This is a genomic window from Rhizobium sp. T1470 (assembly GCF_042140505.1).
In the GTDB taxonomy this organism is placed as follows: domain Bacteria; phylum Pseudomonadota; class Alphaproteobacteria; order Rhizobiales; family Rhizobiaceae; genus Rhizobium; species Rhizobium favelukesii.
Genome location: NZ_CP148092.1, coordinates 593,180 through 609,522 on the forward strand (window position 1 = coordinate 593,180; position 16,343 = coordinate 609,522).

Sequence of the window (16,343 nt, forward strand, 5' to 3'; positions counted from 1 at the left end):
CCGACTGTTACTAATGCTTTTGTAAATTAGCGCAAGCTGATACTATCGCGGCGCGGGTACTATACTACGAGGCTCAACATGCGGCTCGGCGCGATATCTGGTGTCTTTTTGGGATGGGCCGCGATTTGTATTTTGGCGGGCTTTGTTGTTGCCGACGAAGATGACATGACCACAGGTGAACGGCTCTCTGCATTGTTGCGCGCCGGCCGGACTGTCATCTCGGGTCATCAAAAGCTCATCAACGACGAATCTCTAGGAAAAAAGGATCTCACGGGTCAACGTGTCGTCAACGAAGCGCTGCAGATCTTTGCCCAGCGCAAGGGCGATGCCGTATCGGATCAGAATTTCAGCCTTCTCGATAAGCAATTGTTCGATGCGCAGGTCGCCGCGATAAAGGAAGTTGTCGACGAACATCAAAGCATGATCGATATGAAGGGTGTGGGCTTCAAGGGGTTCATTCCCTCGACCTTCGCCCGATTGGTCAATGAACGTTTCGAGGAAAAGGTCGGCGATAAGGCGAAGATGAAGGTGACGGCGCCGGAGGAGCTGATCCGCAATCGCAAGGCGCGCCCGGATGATTGGGAGCAGCACGTCATAGAGAACAATTTTCTGTCTCCCGATTGGCCAAAAGGCAAATCCTTCACCGAGGAGGTGGGGGTAAACGGCCGCCAGTCTTTTCGCATGCTGATCCCTGAATATTACTCGGCATCCTGCCTGACGTGTCACGGCGGACCCAAAGGCGAGGTCGATGTGACGGGCTACCCGAAGGAGGGTAAAGCTGAAGGCGATTTGGCAGGTGCGATCAGCATTACGCTGTTCAAATGAGCGCCTTCGTCACCATTCCAATGCGGATCGGCCGCCTGACGGATCGAAAGATACCGCTTCGCCTTATCTGTCTTTCGGCCGCGCTTTTGGGCGCGTTGCTCCTCAGCGTCGCCTTCATGGCGCATGATCTGCGTGAAAATCAGCGGCGTGTTGAGGAGGCGAATGGGCGCTTTCATATGTTCGACGATGCTGCCAAGGCGCATCGCCATTTTGGCGAGGTCCGCTATTGGCTGACGGATCTGTCGGTCAGCCTGTTGACCCTCTCGGAACGGCGCGCGCAAGAAGCCCGCCAAGCGCTGGAACAAGATCTGGCCCGCATCAAGGTCTTCGCGCCCGATGAAGCGAACACGATCCTACAGGGTTCGAACGCCTACTTTGAAAAGGCGATGGAGGCCGTTGACGCCTACACCAATGACAACAGGGTCATAGGCAACTCCCGGCTGGCGGCCGCCAGAAGCTATAGCGATCAAATCGATTCCGTTCTCATGTCGCTCGAACAACGTCTCGAGAACGAAGCCGATCTGGCGCGCGACGCTGCCGATGCGACGGCGCGCAACACCTATATGCGAGCTCTGATCGCAGCCGGCGTGACGACGCTGGCCTGTATTCTGATGACCTGGCTGGTGCTGCGCTCCATCCTCGTGCCACTCGGCCGGATCGACAGGGCGATGACGCAGTTGACGAGGGGGCAGGAGGATGTCGAACTGCCGCCAGAAGGCAGCGATGAATTCGGAAAAGTTTCAAAGACGTTGCGATTGCTGCGTGACAGCCAGGCTGAGCGTCGAGAGCTAGAAGCGATTGCCGAGCGCCAGCGCAATACGGTGATGACAGCAATCGAGACCATTCCCGATGGGTTCGCGTTTTTTGACGCGAGCGACCGGCTGGTTTTGGTCAACCAACGCTATCTTCAACTGTTTCCGGAGACTGCGGACCTGATGACGCCTGGAAGGGCCTTTGAAGATATTGTACGTGCGCAGGCAGAACGCGGCACGACCGATATCGGAAGCGGCGGGATAGAGAGTTGGGTCGCTGAGGCCATGCAGCGTCACCGTGATCCGCAGGGCATGATCGAGCGGCAATTCGCCAATGGAACATGGCTGCGCATCGCCAAGCGAAAGACGCCGGAGGGCGCCACCGTGGCGGTCTACACGGATATATCGGATTTGAAGAACCGACAGGCGGAGCTGGAGGAGGCAAGGCGTGGCGCAGAGGTCGCCAGCGAAGAAAAGAGCCGTTTCCTCGCCTCCATGAGCCACGAGCTGCGCACTCCTTTGAATGCGATCATCGGTTATAGCGAAATGCTCATCGAGGATGCCGGCGATCTCGGACAGACCGGGTTCATTGCGGATCTCAACAAGATTATGGGCTCGGGACGCCATCTCCTGGCGCTCATCAACGACGTTCTCGATCTCTCCAAGATCGAGGCGGGCAAGATGGAGCTCTACGTCGAGCGCCTCAGTCTAAGACAGCTTCTTGCCGACGTTCAAAATACCGTAGCGCCGCTGATCGCCAAGAAGGGCAACCGTCTGATGGTGAGTGTCTCCGTCGAGCAGGACCAGATCGAGACCGATAAGACCAAGCTGCGGCAAAATCTGTTTAATCTTCTCTCCAATGCCGCCAAATTTACGGAGAACGGCGAGATCAAGCTTGCGGTGCGACGTTACGAGGACGGAGTTGGTGAATGGCTCGAATTTGCCGTCAGTGATAGTGGAATCGGCATGACGAAGGAGCAGCAGCAAAAGCTCTTCCAAGCATTCGTACAGGTGGATTCGTCGACGACGCGGAATTACGGCGGGACCGGCCTCGGCCTGACCATCACGCAACATTTCGTCAAGATGATGGGTGGTGCCATTGCCGTCGAGAGCGAATTCGGAAAGGGCTCGACCTTCCGCTTCACAATCCCTGCGATCACGAAAACAGATATTCTCCAGGGAAATACGCCGCAAAGCGATATCCTGGAAGGTGCGAGCGCGCATCCAACGGTTCTCGTGATTGATGATGAGGCGCGGGCTCGCAATTTCGTCTCCGACGCCGTTCGCGGCGCAGGCTTTAGCGTGATCGAGGCGACGGGTGGAGAAGAGGGCTTGGCAAAAATCCGTCGATTGCACCCGGACGCAATCGTCCTTGACGTGATCATGCCGGGTCAAGACGGTTGGTCCGTCCTGCGTGAAATCAAGTCGGACAAGGCGATCTGCGATATTCCCGTCATCCTCGCAACGGTTGTCGCCGATCGCGAGATGGGCCTGGCCTTCGGTGCCGTGGACCATCTGATCAAGCCGATCGACCCCCGGCAACTCGTCGATACCCTAAACGCAGTCGCCGGCGAAGCACGTCATGATGTGCTTATCGTTGACGACGACCCCGCAACCCGCGATCTTTTCCGCAGGGTGCTTGTGCGCGAGGGTTGGCGGGTGCGGGAGGCAGCCGACGGTCGCCATGGTCTTGATCAACTCGAGGCCGCTCGGCCGACGATTATGGTTCTCGACCTGATGATGCCGAACATGGACGGTTTCACGCTACTTCAGGCGATCAAAGACAGGCGCGACTTGGCAGATATCCCAGTCGTTATCGTCACGTCGAAAGATTTGACGCGAGAAGAGATGGATTGGTTGGGCGTTCGCGCGAATGAAGTCGTCAGAAAAGGAACCGAAGGCCGCACCGATCTGATTGCAGCTTTAAAGCGGCATCTTCCGCAAAAGGAAGAGGCGTGAGGGGAGAGGTTCGGATGGTCAAGATTCTCCTCGTCGAGGACAATGAGATGAACCGCGATATGCTTTCCCGCCGCTTGGAGAAACGTGGTTACGAAGTTGTCAGCGCAACGGACGGGCTCGCCGGGGTCGAGGCGGCCGTGACCACGAAGCCGGACTTGGTTTTGATGGATATGAGCCTTCCTGTCATCGACGGCTGGGAAGCAACGAAGCGGATCAAAAGAAATCCCATCACCGCTGCCATACCGGTGATCGCACTTACCGCCCATGCTATGGCCGGCGATCGTGAAAAGGCAATCGAGGCCGGTTGTGACGACTACGACACCAAACCGATCGAACTACCGGGTCTGCTCGACAAGATCGCCCGTTTGACCGGAGGGTAACGATCGTGGCTCAATCTCGGGACATCGGGCATCGCATGTATATCGCCAGAATCGCCCAAAACATCGTCGATCCGGCCCAGGCCATTCTGGGCTATCAGGAACTGATTACGGAAGAGGTGCGGGACGCGGGACCCAGTGATGCCTTGCCGGACCTTGAGAGGATCTTGAGCGCCGCGCGGGAGCTGAATACATTGATCAAGCGTCTGCTCGACATCGAAATGCCGGAGAATGGGGATGCCCCCTCGCTCGATAGACTTTTGCGGCATGATCTCAGAACGCCCATGAATGCCATTCTCGGCTATTCCGAGATGTTGATCGAGGACTTCGCCGATACCTTGCCGGCGCGTCTGCTGGAGGACGTGTCGAAGGTCATCCGTGAAAGCCGCAATTTGCTTGCGCAGATTGACGAAACACTTGATGGATCGCCCCCCGATGTGGATCAGGAATTTCAGCCTAAATTCGATGGAACGATCGCCGCCGATCTGGCTAGGACAATGGCGACCCGTTCTTCGGCCGTCACGGAACGGGCAGGACGTATCCTCGTCGTCGATGACACGGCGTCAAATCGCGACCTCCTGTCCAGACGCCTCCGCCGCGATGGACACACCGTCGTTGCGGCAAGCTCCGGCGAGGAGGCGCTTCGTATCTTCGATCAGCAGGAATTCGACCTCGTATTGGCAGATGTCTTGATGCCGGACATGAACGGTATAGAGCTTCTCGGCCAGCTTAAATCGGACGGACACTTTCGCGAGATCCCGGTCGTGATGATTTCCGGCCTGAAGGATGACGACGCCGTTGCCCGTTGCATTGAGGCGGGGGCCGAGGACTATCTCCGCAAACCGATCAATCCCGTCTTGCTGAAAGCGCGCATTGCCGCCTGCCTCGAGCGTCGTCGTTGGCGAACGCGCGAAAAGCAATATCTGGCGCAGATAGAATTCGAGAAGGAACGGGCAAACGCCCTACTGCATGCGCTTCTTCCGAAGCAGGTGGTGAAGCGGCTTGCCGATGGAGAGGAAGTGATCGCCGATCGCATCGATATGGTCACTATTATTTTCGCCGACATCGTCAACTTCACGGAATTTGCAGCGCGAACGCCGGCTGCAGCACTGGTCCGGAGACTGGGAGACCTGTTTAGTCGTTTCGATGAACTTGCTGATCAATATGGCATCGAAAAGATCAAGACGATCGGTGATGCCTATATGGCGGCGTCGGGACTACCGGATTCTCGCGTGGATCACGCCGTCGCGGGCGTTGCGTTCGCCAAGGCGCTGCTGGCCGAAATGTCTGGAGGCGTCGATGATGGATCAGCGCTCAGCTTGCGGATTGGCATCCATAGCGGGCCGGTCATCGCTGGCCTAATCGGTCGGAAACGCTTTGGCTATGATGTTTGGGGACATACGGTCAATGTTGCAAGTCGTATGGAGTCTTGCGGCGTACCAGGTCAAATTCAGATATCGCAAACAACGTTCGATGCGCTTGGCGAGGGACGTTTGCCCGCCCGCCGGGAAATCATGAATATTCGCGGCATTGGGAGATGCACAACCTACCTTTTGGAATAACACTTCCTGTCGACGTGCTCCATGCGGCCCTGTTGCAAAGGATGACGGCTGGTGCAGAACGGTTCGTAGTTGCTGTTTCAAGCCGTGTAGACGCCGAACTGCCGTGTTGATGAGACGCATCCCACCACGCTGTGGACGAAATGCGTGAAAGCTTCTTAGGTCCGATTTCTGTCGTTCCTCTTGGCACTCGTGGAGCGACTTCAGCTAGACCCTCGCTAGCTAGTGCCCGTCCATAAACGGCTGTTTTTCTGCGGTTTTGAAAGGTTGTTTGCCGGCTGACATCGTTTCTTGGGACGCGTGATGGCACAAGACCGCGCAGGTTATGGCCCGAAGAGCGATCTGGCGGCAATGGGGTCATGGGGTATCGGCCGACGCTCGCCGGGCTTGCTCTGAACGCTACCGGATCAGGAGCGTCAGGTCGGCCTGAGGCGGGCGAAGAGGGCGAGATTGTAAGCGACCACCGAGGACCAGACATAAGCCTTAAAGTGGTCGAGGCCGCGCCAGGTGCAGCGCCCCAAGCCATAAGCGCGTTTCAGACAAGAGATGCCGGCCTCGATGCCGGCGCGGAAGTTGCGCAGCCTGCGATAGACCCAGCGGCTTGTGACCATGTCTTCGATGCGGAGGCCGGACTTCTTGTGGAAGGCCATGTCGCGGACGCCGCAGGCTTTGGCTCCGCGCAGATTGGCGCGGCTGGCATAGCCGCCGTCGGCTGCCGACTGACGCGGCGCCTGGCCATAAAAGGCGATGTGGCGTTCCAGCATCGGCAGCAAGCGCTCGCTGTCGGCCGGGTTGCCGGTTTCGACGACGAGGTCGAGGACCAGTCCGCTTCTGCCGGTCGTCAGATTGAGTTTGTGGCCGTAGTCGACGTCGCGGCTGCCCTTGACGATGATGTCGGCATGCGGCTCGAACAGGCTCACCAGCTTCTCGCCGGCCGGGACCGGCTGCCCGGCCAGGACCCGCCGTTCGGTCTGGGCGAGGATCCGTGCGATCAGTGGCCGGTAGTGGCGGAGCTGGGCCTGCCACAGTTCGCCGGCCGGGCCCGCCGTCTGGGGCAACTGTTCGCTCGCCTGCTGCAGATAACTCAAGGTCGTGCGCGTGATCTTGAGCAGTGCGCGGTAGTGCTTCACCCGTTTGGGACGGCCGCGGGTATATTCGATCGCCCGAGCCCGCTTCTTTGCCGCGCGGCGATGGTCGTGCCATGGAATGGCGCTACCCAGTGCCTCGGCCTGCTGCAACAGTCGCACCATCACCCGCACGGCGTCCCATAACAGGCTGCTGTCGCTCGGCTCATGGATCAGTGCCGCGGTGACGGTGCTGTCCACACGCACGACCTTGCCATTTTCCAGCTTCTCCCGCTTGGCGCTCGCCAGCAGCACCCGGTTGATCTCTTCAAAGGTTTGCGCCCGGATCGCGCTGATCGTCTTGTGCAAGACCGACTTCTTCGGGTTCCATCCCCACGGCAGCCGGGCAAAGGCCCGGAACGAGGCGGAGTCTTCGAGATGGAAGGCCAGTTCCTGATAACTCAGCTGGCGATGCTGCTTGAGCAGCGCGCAGCGCAGCACAGCCTCGGCCGGCAGCCCCTCGCGACCGGTCTCCTTGAGACCATGCCGGCGCAGGTCCCGCGTCACCAGCCCGAGCAGATCGCGATGCTCATCCAGCCATTGCGACATCGCCTTCAATTCACGGCCGATCTCGTGCCCGGCAAAAAGATCGAATATACTGGATTGGACGGTGCGTTCTTGGCGCATTGTCGGCTCCGGCGGTTACGGGTTTGTCTTTAGAATCAGTCGCTTGATCTAAAGTATACCTGAAACCGCCGGGCTTTGCCCGCGGCAATATCGCGATTCATACAATAATTTCAGCGGTTTACCGTTTGTGGATGGGCACTAGTCTAGTGCCCGTCCATAAACGCCTGTTTTTCTGGGGTTTTCAAGGTTGCTTGTCCACTGAAGGATGTTTGTTGGGACGGGTGATGGCACAGAACCCTGCAGGTTATGGCGCGAAGCGCGATCTGGTGGCAATGGGGTCATGAGGTATCGGCCACCGCTCGCCGGGTGTGCTCTGAACGCTGCCGGATGAGGGGTGTCAGGTCGGCCTGAGGCGGGCGAAGAGGGCGAGATTGTAAGCGACCACCGAGGACCAGACATAAGCCTTAAAGTGGTCGAGGCCGCGCCAGGTGCAGCGCCCCAAGCCATAAGCGCGTTTCAGACAAGAGATGCCGGCCTCGATGCCGGCGCGGAAGTTGCGCAGCCTGCGATAGACCCAGCGGCTTGTGACCATGTCTTCGATGCGGAGGCCGGACTTCTTGTGGAAGGCCATGTCGCGGACGCCGCAGGCTTTGGCTCCGCGCAGATTGGCGCGGCTGGCATAGCCGCCGTCGGCTGCCGACTGACGCGGCGCCTGGCCATAAAAGGCGATGTGGCGTTCCAGCATCGGCAGCAAGCGCTCGCTGTCGGCCGGGTTGCCGGTTTCGACGACGAGGTCGAGGACCAGTCCGCTTCTGCCGGTCGTCAGATTGAGTTTGTGGCCGTAGTCGACGTCGCGGCTGCCCTTGACGATGATGTCGGCATGCGGCTCGAACAGGCTCACCAGCTTCTCGCCGGCCGGGACCGGCTGCCCGGCCAGGACCCGCCGTTCGGTCTGGGCGAGGATCCGTGCGATCAGTGGCCGGTAGTGGCGGAGCTGGGCCTGCCACAGTTCGCCGGCCGGGCCCGCCGTCTGGGGCAACTGTTCGCTCGCCTGCTGCAGATAACTCAAGGTCGTGCGCGTGATCTTGAGCAGTGCGCGGTAGTGCTTCACCCGTTTGGGACGGCCGCGGGTATATTCGATCGCCCGAGCCCGCTTCTTTGCCGCGCGGCGATGGTCGTGCCATGGAATGGCGCTACCCAGTGCCTCGGCCTGCTGCAACAGTCGCACCATCACCCGCACGGCGTCCCATAACAGGCTGCTGTCGCTCGGCTCATGGATCAGTGCCGCGGTGACGGTGCTGTCCACACGCACGACCTTGCCATTTTCCAGCTTCTCCCGCTTGGCGCTCGCCAGCAGCACCCGGTTGATCTCTTCAAAGGTTTGCGCCCGGATCGCGCTGATCGTCTTGTGCAAGACCGACTTCTTCGGGTTCCATCCCCACGGCAGCCGGGCAAAGGCCCGGAACGAGGCGGAGTCTTCGAGATGGAAGGCCAGTTCCTGATAACTCAGCTGGCGATGCTGCTTGAGCAGCGCGCAGCGCAGCACAGCCTCGGCCGGCAGCCCCTCGCGACCGGTCTCCTTGAGACCATGCCGGCGCAGGTCCCGCGTCACCAGCCCGAGCAGATCGCGATGCTCATCCAGCCATTGCGACATCGCCTTCAATTCACGGCCGATCTCGTGCCCGGCAAAAAGATCGAATATACTGGATTGGACGGTGCGTTCTTGGCGCATTGTCGGCTCCGGCGGTTACGGGTTTGTCTTTAGAATCAGTCGCTTGATCTAAAGTATACCTGAAACCGCCGGGCTTTGCCCGCGGAGATATCGCGATTCCTACAATAATTTCAGCAGTTTACCGTTTATGGACGGGCACTAGCTAAAATCGCGCTACGCCCGCAACATCAGAGCGGTTGGTCGGTTTCTACGAAGGACATTTCAATGTCGACGGACCACAGCGATCAACCCTAATACGTTCAAAAGCCAGCTGAACGAGCTGACGGACGCTTTCCCATGGACGAGCAAAAGCAGCGGCAATGGCGCGCTTTCGTTGAAGGCGTTGCACACGCTCCTGGCGATCTGATCATTGTCATCGCGGAAATCGCCACATTCCTGATGCCGCATGCTATTGCAGCCGCGCGGCTGGGCAAATGAGCGGTTTGGTCGCAACCGTTGGTCTGTGGAACGATGACAAATCGATTAGGCTGACGAAGTACACATCGCACGGGCATGTTCCGAACCCAATCGAGCCGAAAGGAGGTGGCTCTATTGAAACGCAGATAGAGGCTTTTGATCGATCATCCCAAATTACAGGGCATGAGCTATCGGCCTCCCACTACCAGGCCTGCGAATTTGTTAAACGTGGCGCCTTGAGGCATTGAGCTTGAGGCCATCACCATGACCGCCAGCTTGCGGGTTCACACCGCGCTCCCATAGGAGCGTGGTGATGAATATTGACGATAGATCCTACGCTACCCAAAATGCAGATAGAACGAAAGGATATGCCAAATGGCTTCGGGAAGCATCCATGTGAAGGTCGGCGGCCAGTTGCAGGCCCATATTCAGCAGCAGATTGGTGAGGATGGCCTCTACGAAAATGCCAGCGAGTATATTCGTGCGCTAATCCGCCGCGACTTGCAGACACGGGATGAGGCATGGGAGTCACTGCAAAAGGAACTGGCTCCTGCCATGCGCGCAGATGACAGTGAATTTGTCACCGTCACGGCCGAGGATGTAATCCGTCGCAACCAGCGCCGTTGATATGGTTGCGTATCGGTTTTACCCGCGCGCGGACGCGGCGCAGGACAAAATTTGGCGGGATACCGTTGAGAAATGGGGTGAGAAGCAGGCGGTGACTTACATCACCGGCTTGCATACTCATTTGCAGCGGTTGTGCGAGGAAAAGGCGATATGGCGGAAGCTACCGCAACGGCATGCGGTTCCCGCTGATGTCAAACGTGAGGCGTATTTCAGCCGCTACGAACATCACTACGAGTTCTTCCGAGAACTCGATAACGGCGATCTCAGTGTGATGAGCATTTTGCACGAGCGGATGAATGTGCCGGTGCGCCTTGCTGAGGACCTGGCGGTACTACTCGGAGAAAGCCGAGCCTTCTAAGCCATAGGCGTTGGCGCTTCCTAAAGGAGTGCAAGCCCGGAACACGCAGAGACTTCTCTTATGAAGATGCGACGCCCAGTCGCGAGGACACGGGGGACCCATTCAGGCCGCCTTGCTCGGCACGATGGTGTCTTGCGCGCTCTTCAGGTCTCGACCTTCTCCTGGGCCGACTCCCCGTGGGCGGAGATCATTGCGCCGGCATGGCCATTCGCGCCATTGAACGGATCCAGCCCGCCATCCCGCCCCTGCGCCATCAAAGACGCAGCTCCCTTGCGGAAGTCAACTGGCTGGCACGACACCACCATACCGGAGGCGATCAAGCCTTGCGAACCGCTCGAAGGATCCTCGCCAGATGATCGGGATCAATATCGCTGCCGGCGCCCACGACGACATCGCCCACCACGATTTCCACCACCGAACTGTCCACCGCTTCGAAGCGCGTGGACTTCTCTGGTTTGCTTGGTCCCTCCTTCAACGGGGCAACCGCTCCCGACGAAAGCGCCTTACGACGCCAGGCATAGAGCTGCGAGGGGTCCGGAACGCTCGCACCCGGCTGCCTCGAATACACCCACCTCCTTTGTCGGTTCAAAGGCCTCGCAGGCGAGAAGGTAGCGTGACACTTGGTCGGTGACCGTCAATGGGTAACAGTAGCGGCCGTCACCGAGCTTGAACTCGCCCTTGAAGCCGGCGCACCACAAGTCGTTCGGCAAAAGGGCCTGTGATAAGGCCGTTCCCTCTGCCCGATAACGCTGCCGCTGGCGGGCATGAGCGACCAGCCTGTGCCGGTCGAGAATGGCATGCACCGTGCTTTTGGCCGGGACGCGCACATCGCCAGCAAGCCTCCTGAGCAAAAGTTCGCGGATCTTCCGCGCGCCCGCGGCTTGTCCTTCTTGCAGGAGACGATCATCGCCTCGACCGGCTCGGGCGTAGCGCACCGGCCGGCGACTTCATGCCCGATAACGAGGCAATGTAGGGAATTCACTCGTTTTCAAACTCACCAGACATCAGCAACCGACCGTCCGCAATGATGCATAGATGGCAAGCCGTCAACTGCCATCTTGATGGCAGAGAGCAATCATTCTATATTGTGCACTAAAGGAGATTTGATATGGCCGCACCACAACTCTCTGTCCGAAGCTCCAAGGCGCGAGATTTGGCTCATAGGCTTGCTCGCCGCGAAAATCGTTCGATTGCCGAGGTGGTCGAACGTGCGCTCGAATCCTATGAGATCCGGGAGGCAGGGCGCGAGCCTGCTTCGAGCTTCTATTCGCGTCTTGGGGCGCAAACCGGCACAGACATCGATCTGGAAGCTGTAGTCCGTGAAAATCGCCATCGGCATCAGGGCGTCGATCTTTGATCTTTCTCGACACCAACGTTGTTTCTGAGACCTTGAAGAAGGCACCAAATGAGGCAGTGATCGCTTGGCTGGTTCGATTCGATGCGGAATTAGCACTGCCAACAGTGACGATCGCCGAGATCGCCTTCGGGATCCAGAAGATAAGGCCGGATCAGCGCGCCGATCGGCTGGAACAAGGGTTGCAAGAGTGGCGTCGACGTTTTGCTGATCGCATATTCGGATTGACCGAAGAAGCCGCACGCGCTTACGGGGAGATTATGGGCGATGCCGCTCGTAAGGGACGCGGAATGTCGGCACCCGATGGAATGATTGCCGCGATTGCCCGGGTAAACGGTGGCCGCTTAGCAACCCGCAATCTCACGGATTTCGAGACCACAGGGCTCGATCTCATATCTCCGTGGGACTTCTAATGCCTTTGTGATGCTTTTAGCCTTTGGATGAAGCAGAAGAGGGGCTTTCAAAGCGCGGATGCCTTGGTAAGTTGACGCGAAAGCGATCGCGCCGGCGCTGATAGCGGCGGGTCATTTCCGCGCTCGTGTGGCTGAGTTGCTTCTGCACGGACCGCTCATCGACCTCGGCGGAGCGGGTAATGCCTGCGCGCAATGAGTGGCCTGAAAACTTGAGTGCTCGCTCGACTTCAGCCAGATCACCTCGAATCGCGGCGCGTTTGACCAGTCGCGCCGCTTCCTTGTCGTTCAAACGCTCCGAACCGACCGATTTTCCCTGTCCCGAGACGCGGCGGAAAAGAGGGCCATGGGCGATCTTGGCGAAGTTGATCCAGTGTCTCATCCTGTTCAACCCCTACCATGTGTCCCATACTAAAAATGACTGCATCGTTTCCAATGCGGCCATCTTAACTGATTTGCTGGTGATGGGCCGCCTTGGTCCTTTTTGGGCAGATGCACAGGGGCGATGCCTAGAATATCGACAGAGCGCGAGGCAGATCCGCCGTGACGTGTTGATTCTGAGGTCGCGTTAGAATTTGGTACGGCCCTTGCTTTCTCTCTTGTATGCAAGACTTACATACTGAAAAGACCCGGCAGACAAACATCGAAGAAGCCATCGTTTCAGGCATTCTTTCCGCGCGAATCCATCCGGGCACTCGGCTCAGCGAAAATCAACTCGCCGGGCTTTTCGGAGTATCTCGTACGCGGGTGCGCGAGGCGATGATGCGCCTCGAAACCCGCGGCATCGTTCATGTGAGTCCGCGACGAGGATGGTTCGTCGTAGAGCCTTCGGCTGAAGAAGCGATGACGGTCTACGAGGCGCGGCGGGTCATCGAGTCCGGATTGCTGCGGAGCATGCGGCCCCTGACCGAAGACGGGCGGCAGCTTCTCCTTGCGCATCTGGACGAGGAAAAGGCCGCGATGGCCGCTGGCGACCGTCAGCGCCTAACTTGTCTCATGGGCGATTTTCACATCAGGATCGCGGAGTTGTGCGGCAATGCCGTGCTCATCGAAGTGCTGCGCGATCTTACCGCCCGGACCATTCTCATTTCGATGCTCTACCAATCGGAGTTCCATGCAGCCCAGTCCCATCAGGGGCATTGCCGCATCTTCGAAGCCATGGTCGAAGGCGATCTCGTCAAAGCGGCAGAATTGTCGATCGAGCATCTGGACGAAGTGGAGACGGGCCTGGATCTGACGGCGCGCCCCGATCCGCTGTCCGAACTGCGTATTTCCCTCTCCCTCCCACCCAAGAATGCGCCTTCGACGTCCCGTTTATCCGGCGCGAAACAACCCGTAGCCCCAAAGGAGATATAAAAGACATGCTCACAAGACGCGTATTTTTTGCAATTGCGACGCTCGCGGTCACCGCCGGCTTCGGGGTCGCCGCACATGCCGACTCGCTCGCCAACATCACCACCCGCGGCACGATCCGCGTCGCCGTCCCGCAGGACTTTCCGCCGTTCGGCAGCGTGGGGACGGACATGGCTCCGCAGGGGTACGATATCGACGTGGCAAACCTGATCGCGGGGAAGCTCGGGGTGAAGACAGAGCTCGTTCCCGTCACCAGCGCAAACCGCATTCCTTATCTCCAGACCAATAAGGTCGATTTGGTAATCTCAAGCCTCGGCAAGAACGCCGAGCGCGAAGCGGTGATCGATTTCACCGCCGCCTATGCCCCGTTCTTCAACGGCGTCTTCGCCCCCGCAGACGTTTCTGTCACGAAGGCCGAGGAACTTTCCGCAAAGACTATCGGCGTCACGCGCGGTGCCGTGGAGGATCTGGAACTGACAAAGATTGCCCCTGCCGACGCCGTCATCAAACGCTACGAGGATAACAACGGCACGATTTCCGCGTTCCTCTCCGGGCAGGTGGATGTGGTTGCAACAGGCAACGTTGTTGCAGCCGCCATCCTCGCCAGAAACCCGCCAAAGCGCCCGGAGCTGAAGTTTCTGATCAAGAACTCTCCCTGCTACATCGGCCTCAACAAGAACGAGTCGGCGCTGCTTGAGAAGGTCAACGCCATCCTTGCCGCTGCCAAAACAGACGGTGCGCTCAACGGCATCTCCCGGAAATGGCTCGGCGCCGATCTTCCGGCCGACCTCTGATCGTATCCATGGCCGCCATCCCACTGCCTGCGGGATGGCGGAGCCGCTGCTGAGCGCCAAGAGGGGAACAACTTGAACTATATTTTCGAATTCGGCTGGCTTGCCCAATATTATCCGCAGATCGTTAAGGGCGTTCTGATAACACTCGAATTGATCGCCGTCGGCGCGGCACTCGGCATTTCGCTCGGTATTTTCTGCGCGTGGGTGCGGGCGCTCGGTCCCGCCTGGCTGAAGCCGATCGTGGCAACTTATGTTGAACTGATCCGCAACACGCCGTTCCTGATCCAGCTTTTCTTCATTTTCTTCGGCCTGCCCTCTCTCGGCCTGCGGCTTGACGAACTGACCGCGGCAAACATCGCGATGGTCGTCAATCTCGGAGCCTATAGCTGCGAGATTATCCGCGCCGGCATGGAGGCAACCCCAAAGGGCCAGTTCGAAGCGGGCGCCAGCCTTGCCATGACCCGCTTCGAGACCTTCCGGCACGTCGTGCTCGTGCCCTCGCTGCAGCGCATTTGGCCGGCCCTGTCGTCGCAGGTGGTGATCGTGATGCTCGGTTCGTCGGTGGTATCGCAGATCGCTGCTGAAGACCTGACCTTTGCCGCGAACTTCATCCAATCGCGGACCTTCCGCGCCTTTGAAACCTATATTGTCTCGACCGTCATATATCTCTGCCTCGCGATCCTGCTTCGCCAGGTACTCGCCGTCCTCGGCGGTCTCATCTTTCCAAGGAGGGCAGCGCGATGATCGAGTTTTCCACATGGGATATCCTGCGCAATCTGCTGCTCGCGACGCGCTGGACCATCCTGCTCTCACTTGTCTCCTTTGCCGGCGGAGGAGCGGTCGGCCTGCTTCTTCTCTTCCTGCGCATCAGCATGCGCAAGGCGGCCAGGGTTTTTGCTAAATATTACATCGAGCTGTTCCAGGGAACGCCACTCCTGATGCAGCTTTTCATCGCTTTCTTCGGCCTTGGACTGATTGGCATCGACGTGCCGGCCTGGCTGGCGGCCGGAGTTGCGCTTATCCTGTGGACAGCTTCGTTCCTCGCCGAAATCTGGCGCGGTTGCGTCGAATCCATCAACCGGGGGCAGTGGGAGGCATCCGCCAGCCTCGGCATGGGGCGGCTGCAGCAAATGCGCTACGTCATTCTTCCGCAGGCTCTGAAGATCGCGGTGCCGCCGACGGTCGGTTTCTCGGTACAGGTCGTCAAGGGCACGGCACTCACCTCGATCATCGGTTTCGTTGAACTCTCCAAGGCCGGAACCGTCGTCACCAACGCCACCTTCCAGCCATTCACTGTCTACGGGCTCGTCGCCCTTATCTATTTCGCGCTCTGCTGGCCCCTGTCCAAAAGCAGCCAAGTGCTTGAAAGGAAGCTCAATGTCGCTCATCGAAATCACTGAGGTTCGCAAAAACTTCGGCACCAACGAGGTTCTGAAAGGTATCAATCTCGATGTCGAGCCGGGCGAGGTCATCGCCATCATCGGTAAGAGCGGCTCGGGCAAGTCGACGTTGCTTCGCTGTATCAACGGGCTCGAAACGATCACGCAGGGCTCGATATCGGTCGCCGGTGCGCAACTGCTCGACGACGAAACGCACCTGAAGGCGTTGCGGCTGAAGGTCGGGATGATCTTCCAGCAGTTCAACCTCTTTCCGCATCTGACGGTCGGCGGCAACGTCATTCTCTCCCAGGCCGTCGTGAAAAAGACACCGAAGGCGGAGGCCGAGTCGATGGCCCGTAGGATGCTCGATCGCGTCGGGCTGGGGCACAAGTTCGACGCCTATCCGGACGAGCTTTCGGGCGGCCAGCAGCAGCGGGTGGCGATCGCTCGGGCGCTCGCTATGCAGCCGATCGCGCTCCTCTGCGACGAGATCACCTCGGCGCTCGATCCGGAACTGGTGTCCGAGGTGCTGGCGGTCGTCCGCGAGCTTGCCGCGGACGGCATGACGCTGTTGATGGTGACGCATGAGATGAAGTTCGCCCGCGACGTCTGCTCAAGGGTCGTCTTCATGCACCAGGGCCGCGTTCACGAGATCGGACCGCCGCAGGAGGTGTTCGCCAATCCGAAGACACCGGAGCTCCAGCAGTTTCTCGGCGTTCACTAGAGCATCGCACTTGAATTGAGAATCGAGTGGGGTTTTCACGAGGGTATTGGTGT

Annotated in this window: 17 protein-coding genes and 1 pseudogene; 14 read left to right on the forward strand and 4 right to left on the reverse strand. The window is 58.9% G+C overall.

What is annotated here, in order from left to right; genetic code table 11:
* Window positions 1–78: 78 nt before the first annotated feature.
* From WGT02_RS24030 to WGT02_RS24045, 4 genes are read left to right on the forward strand one after another with little or no spacing between them, the layout of a single operon-like run.
* Window positions 79–825: a DUF3365 domain-containing protein gene (locus WGT02_RS24030; RefSeq protein ID WP_024319026.1), complete on the forward strand. Its 747-nt coding sequence runs from the start codon at window positions 79–81 to the stop codon at window positions 823–825.
* Window positions 822–3,536, forward strand: coding sequence for a response regulator (locus WGT02_RS24035; protein ID WP_024319027.1), 2,715 nt, complete (start codon window positions 822–824; stop codon window positions 3,534–3,536). Before WGT02_RS24030 ends, WGT02_RS24035 begins: the two co-directional genes overlap by 4 nt.
* Window positions 3,537–3,550: 14 nt before the next feature.
* A complete protein-coding gene (locus WGT02_RS24040; protein WP_024319028.1) occupies window positions 3,551–3,916 on the forward strand; it encodes a response regulator in 366 nt (121 codons plus the stop codon).
* A 35-nt stretch (window positions 3,917–3,951) separates the two neighbouring features.
* Complete coding sequence (locus WGT02_RS24045; RefSeq protein ID WP_208247101.1) at window positions 3,952–5,475, forward strand: adenylate/guanylate cyclase domain-containing protein; 1,524 nt, start codon at window positions 3,952–3,954, stop codon at window positions 5,473–5,475.
* 413 nt (window positions 5,476–5,888) lie between these two features.
* Here the strand turns inward: WGT02_RS24045 and WGT02_RS24050 are convergent, their stop codons facing one another.
* Window positions 5,889–7,223 (reverse strand): ISNCY family transposase, encoded by a 1,335-nt coding sequence (locus tag WGT02_RS24050; protein WP_208246032.1) that lies wholly within the window; start codon window positions 7,221–7,223, stop codon window positions 5,889–5,891.
* Between the two features lie 337 nt (window positions 7,224–7,560).
* Window positions 7,561–8,895 carry an ISNCY family transposase gene (locus WGT02_RS24055; protein ID WP_208246032.1) on the reverse strand — a complete coding sequence of 445 codons (1,335 nt, stop codon included), beginning with the start codon at window positions 8,893–8,895 and terminating at the stop codon, window positions 7,561–7,563.
* 276 nt (window positions 8,896–9,171) lie between these two features.
* On the opposite strand from WGT02_RS24055, the gene WGT02_RS24060 reads away from it, so the two are divergent.
* The 3 genes from WGT02_RS24060 (at window position 9,172) to WGT02_RS24070 (ending at window position 10,276) form a co-directional block, all read left to right on the forward strand.
* Window positions 9,172–9,312, forward strand: a complete 141-nt coding sequence (locus tag WGT02_RS24060) for a hypothetical protein (protein WP_112334140.1) — start codon at window positions 9,172–9,174, stop codon at window positions 9,310–9,312.
* 354 nt (window positions 9,313–9,666) lie between these two features.
* The gene (locus tag WGT02_RS24065; RefSeq protein ID WP_024318721.1) at window positions 9,667–9,918 is read left to right on the forward strand and encodes a transcriptional regulator; all 252 of its coding nucleotides are present in this window, start codon (window positions 9,667–9,669) and stop codon (window positions 9,916–9,918) included.
* 1 nt (window position 9,919) lies between these two features.
* Window positions 9,920–10,276 (forward strand): type II toxin-antitoxin system RelE/ParE family toxin, encoded by a 357-nt coding sequence (locus WGT02_RS24070; protein ID WP_208247103.1) that lies wholly within the window; start codon window positions 9,920–9,922, stop codon window positions 10,274–10,276.
* Between the two features lie 316 nt (window positions 10,277–10,592).
* Here the strand turns inward: WGT02_RS24070 and WGT02_RS24075 are convergent, their stop codons facing one another.
* Window positions 10,593–10,844, reverse strand: a complete 252-nt coding sequence (locus WGT02_RS24075) for a hypothetical protein (RefSeq protein WP_024318719.1) — start codon at window positions 10,842–10,844, stop codon at window positions 10,593–10,595.
* Between the two features lie 540 nt (window positions 10,845–11,384).
* Between WGT02_RS24075 and WGT02_RS24080 the strand changes: the two genes are divergently transcribed.
* Together WGT02_RS24080 and WGT02_RS24085 are read left to right on the forward strand one after the other, a co-directional pair.
* Window positions 11,385–11,633: a type II toxin-antitoxin system VapB family antitoxin gene (locus WGT02_RS24080; RefSeq protein WP_024318718.1), complete on the forward strand. Its 249-nt coding sequence runs from the start codon at window positions 11,385–11,387 to the stop codon at window positions 11,631–11,633.
* Window positions 11,630–12,043: a type II toxin-antitoxin system VapC family toxin gene (locus WGT02_RS24085; protein ID WP_024318717.1), complete on the forward strand. Its 414-nt coding sequence runs from the start codon at window positions 11,630–11,632 to the stop codon at window positions 12,041–12,043. Before WGT02_RS24080 ends, WGT02_RS24085 begins: the two co-directional genes overlap by 4 nt.
* A 16-nt stretch (window positions 12,044–12,059) precedes the next feature.
* On the opposite strand, the pseudogene WGT02_RS24090 reads toward WGT02_RS24085, so the two are convergent.
* Window positions 12,060–12,413 (reverse strand): annotated as a pseudogene (locus tag WGT02_RS24090) (tyrosine-type recombinase/integrase); the annotation flags it as partial.
* Between the two features lie 230 nt (window positions 12,414–12,643).
* Here WGT02_RS24090 and WGT02_RS24095 point away from each other — a divergent pair.
* The 5 genes from WGT02_RS24095 (at window position 12,644) to WGT02_RS24115 (ending at window position 16,290) form a co-directional block, all read left to right on the forward strand.
* Window positions 12,644–13,396: a GntR family transcriptional regulator gene (locus WGT02_RS24095; protein ID WP_024318716.1), complete on the forward strand. Its 753-nt coding sequence runs from the start codon at window positions 12,644–12,646 to the stop codon at window positions 13,394–13,396.
* A 5-nt stretch (window positions 13,397–13,401) separates the two neighbouring features.
* Complete coding sequence (locus WGT02_RS24100; RefSeq protein WP_024318715.1) at window positions 13,402–14,187, forward strand: transporter substrate-binding domain-containing protein; 786 nt, start codon at window positions 13,402–13,404, stop codon at window positions 14,185–14,187.
* A 72-nt stretch (window positions 14,188–14,259) separates the two neighbouring features.
* A complete protein-coding gene (locus WGT02_RS24105; protein WP_208247105.1) occupies window positions 14,260–14,931 on the forward strand; it encodes an amino acid ABC transporter permease in 672 nt (223 codons plus the stop codon).
* Entirely contained in the window at window positions 14,928–15,587 is a 660-nt protein-coding gene (locus tag WGT02_RS24110) for an amino acid ABC transporter permease (protein WP_024318713.1), read from the forward strand. The genes WGT02_RS24105 and WGT02_RS24110 overlap by 4 nt, the downstream gene beginning before the upstream one ends.
* Window positions 15,565–16,290, forward strand: a complete 726-nt coding sequence (locus WGT02_RS24115) for an amino acid ABC transporter ATP-binding protein (RefSeq protein ID WP_024318712.1) — start codon at window positions 15,565–15,567, stop codon at window positions 16,288–16,290. Before WGT02_RS24110 ends, WGT02_RS24115 begins: the two co-directional genes overlap by 23 nt.
* Window positions 16,291–16,343: the final 53 nt, after the last annotated feature.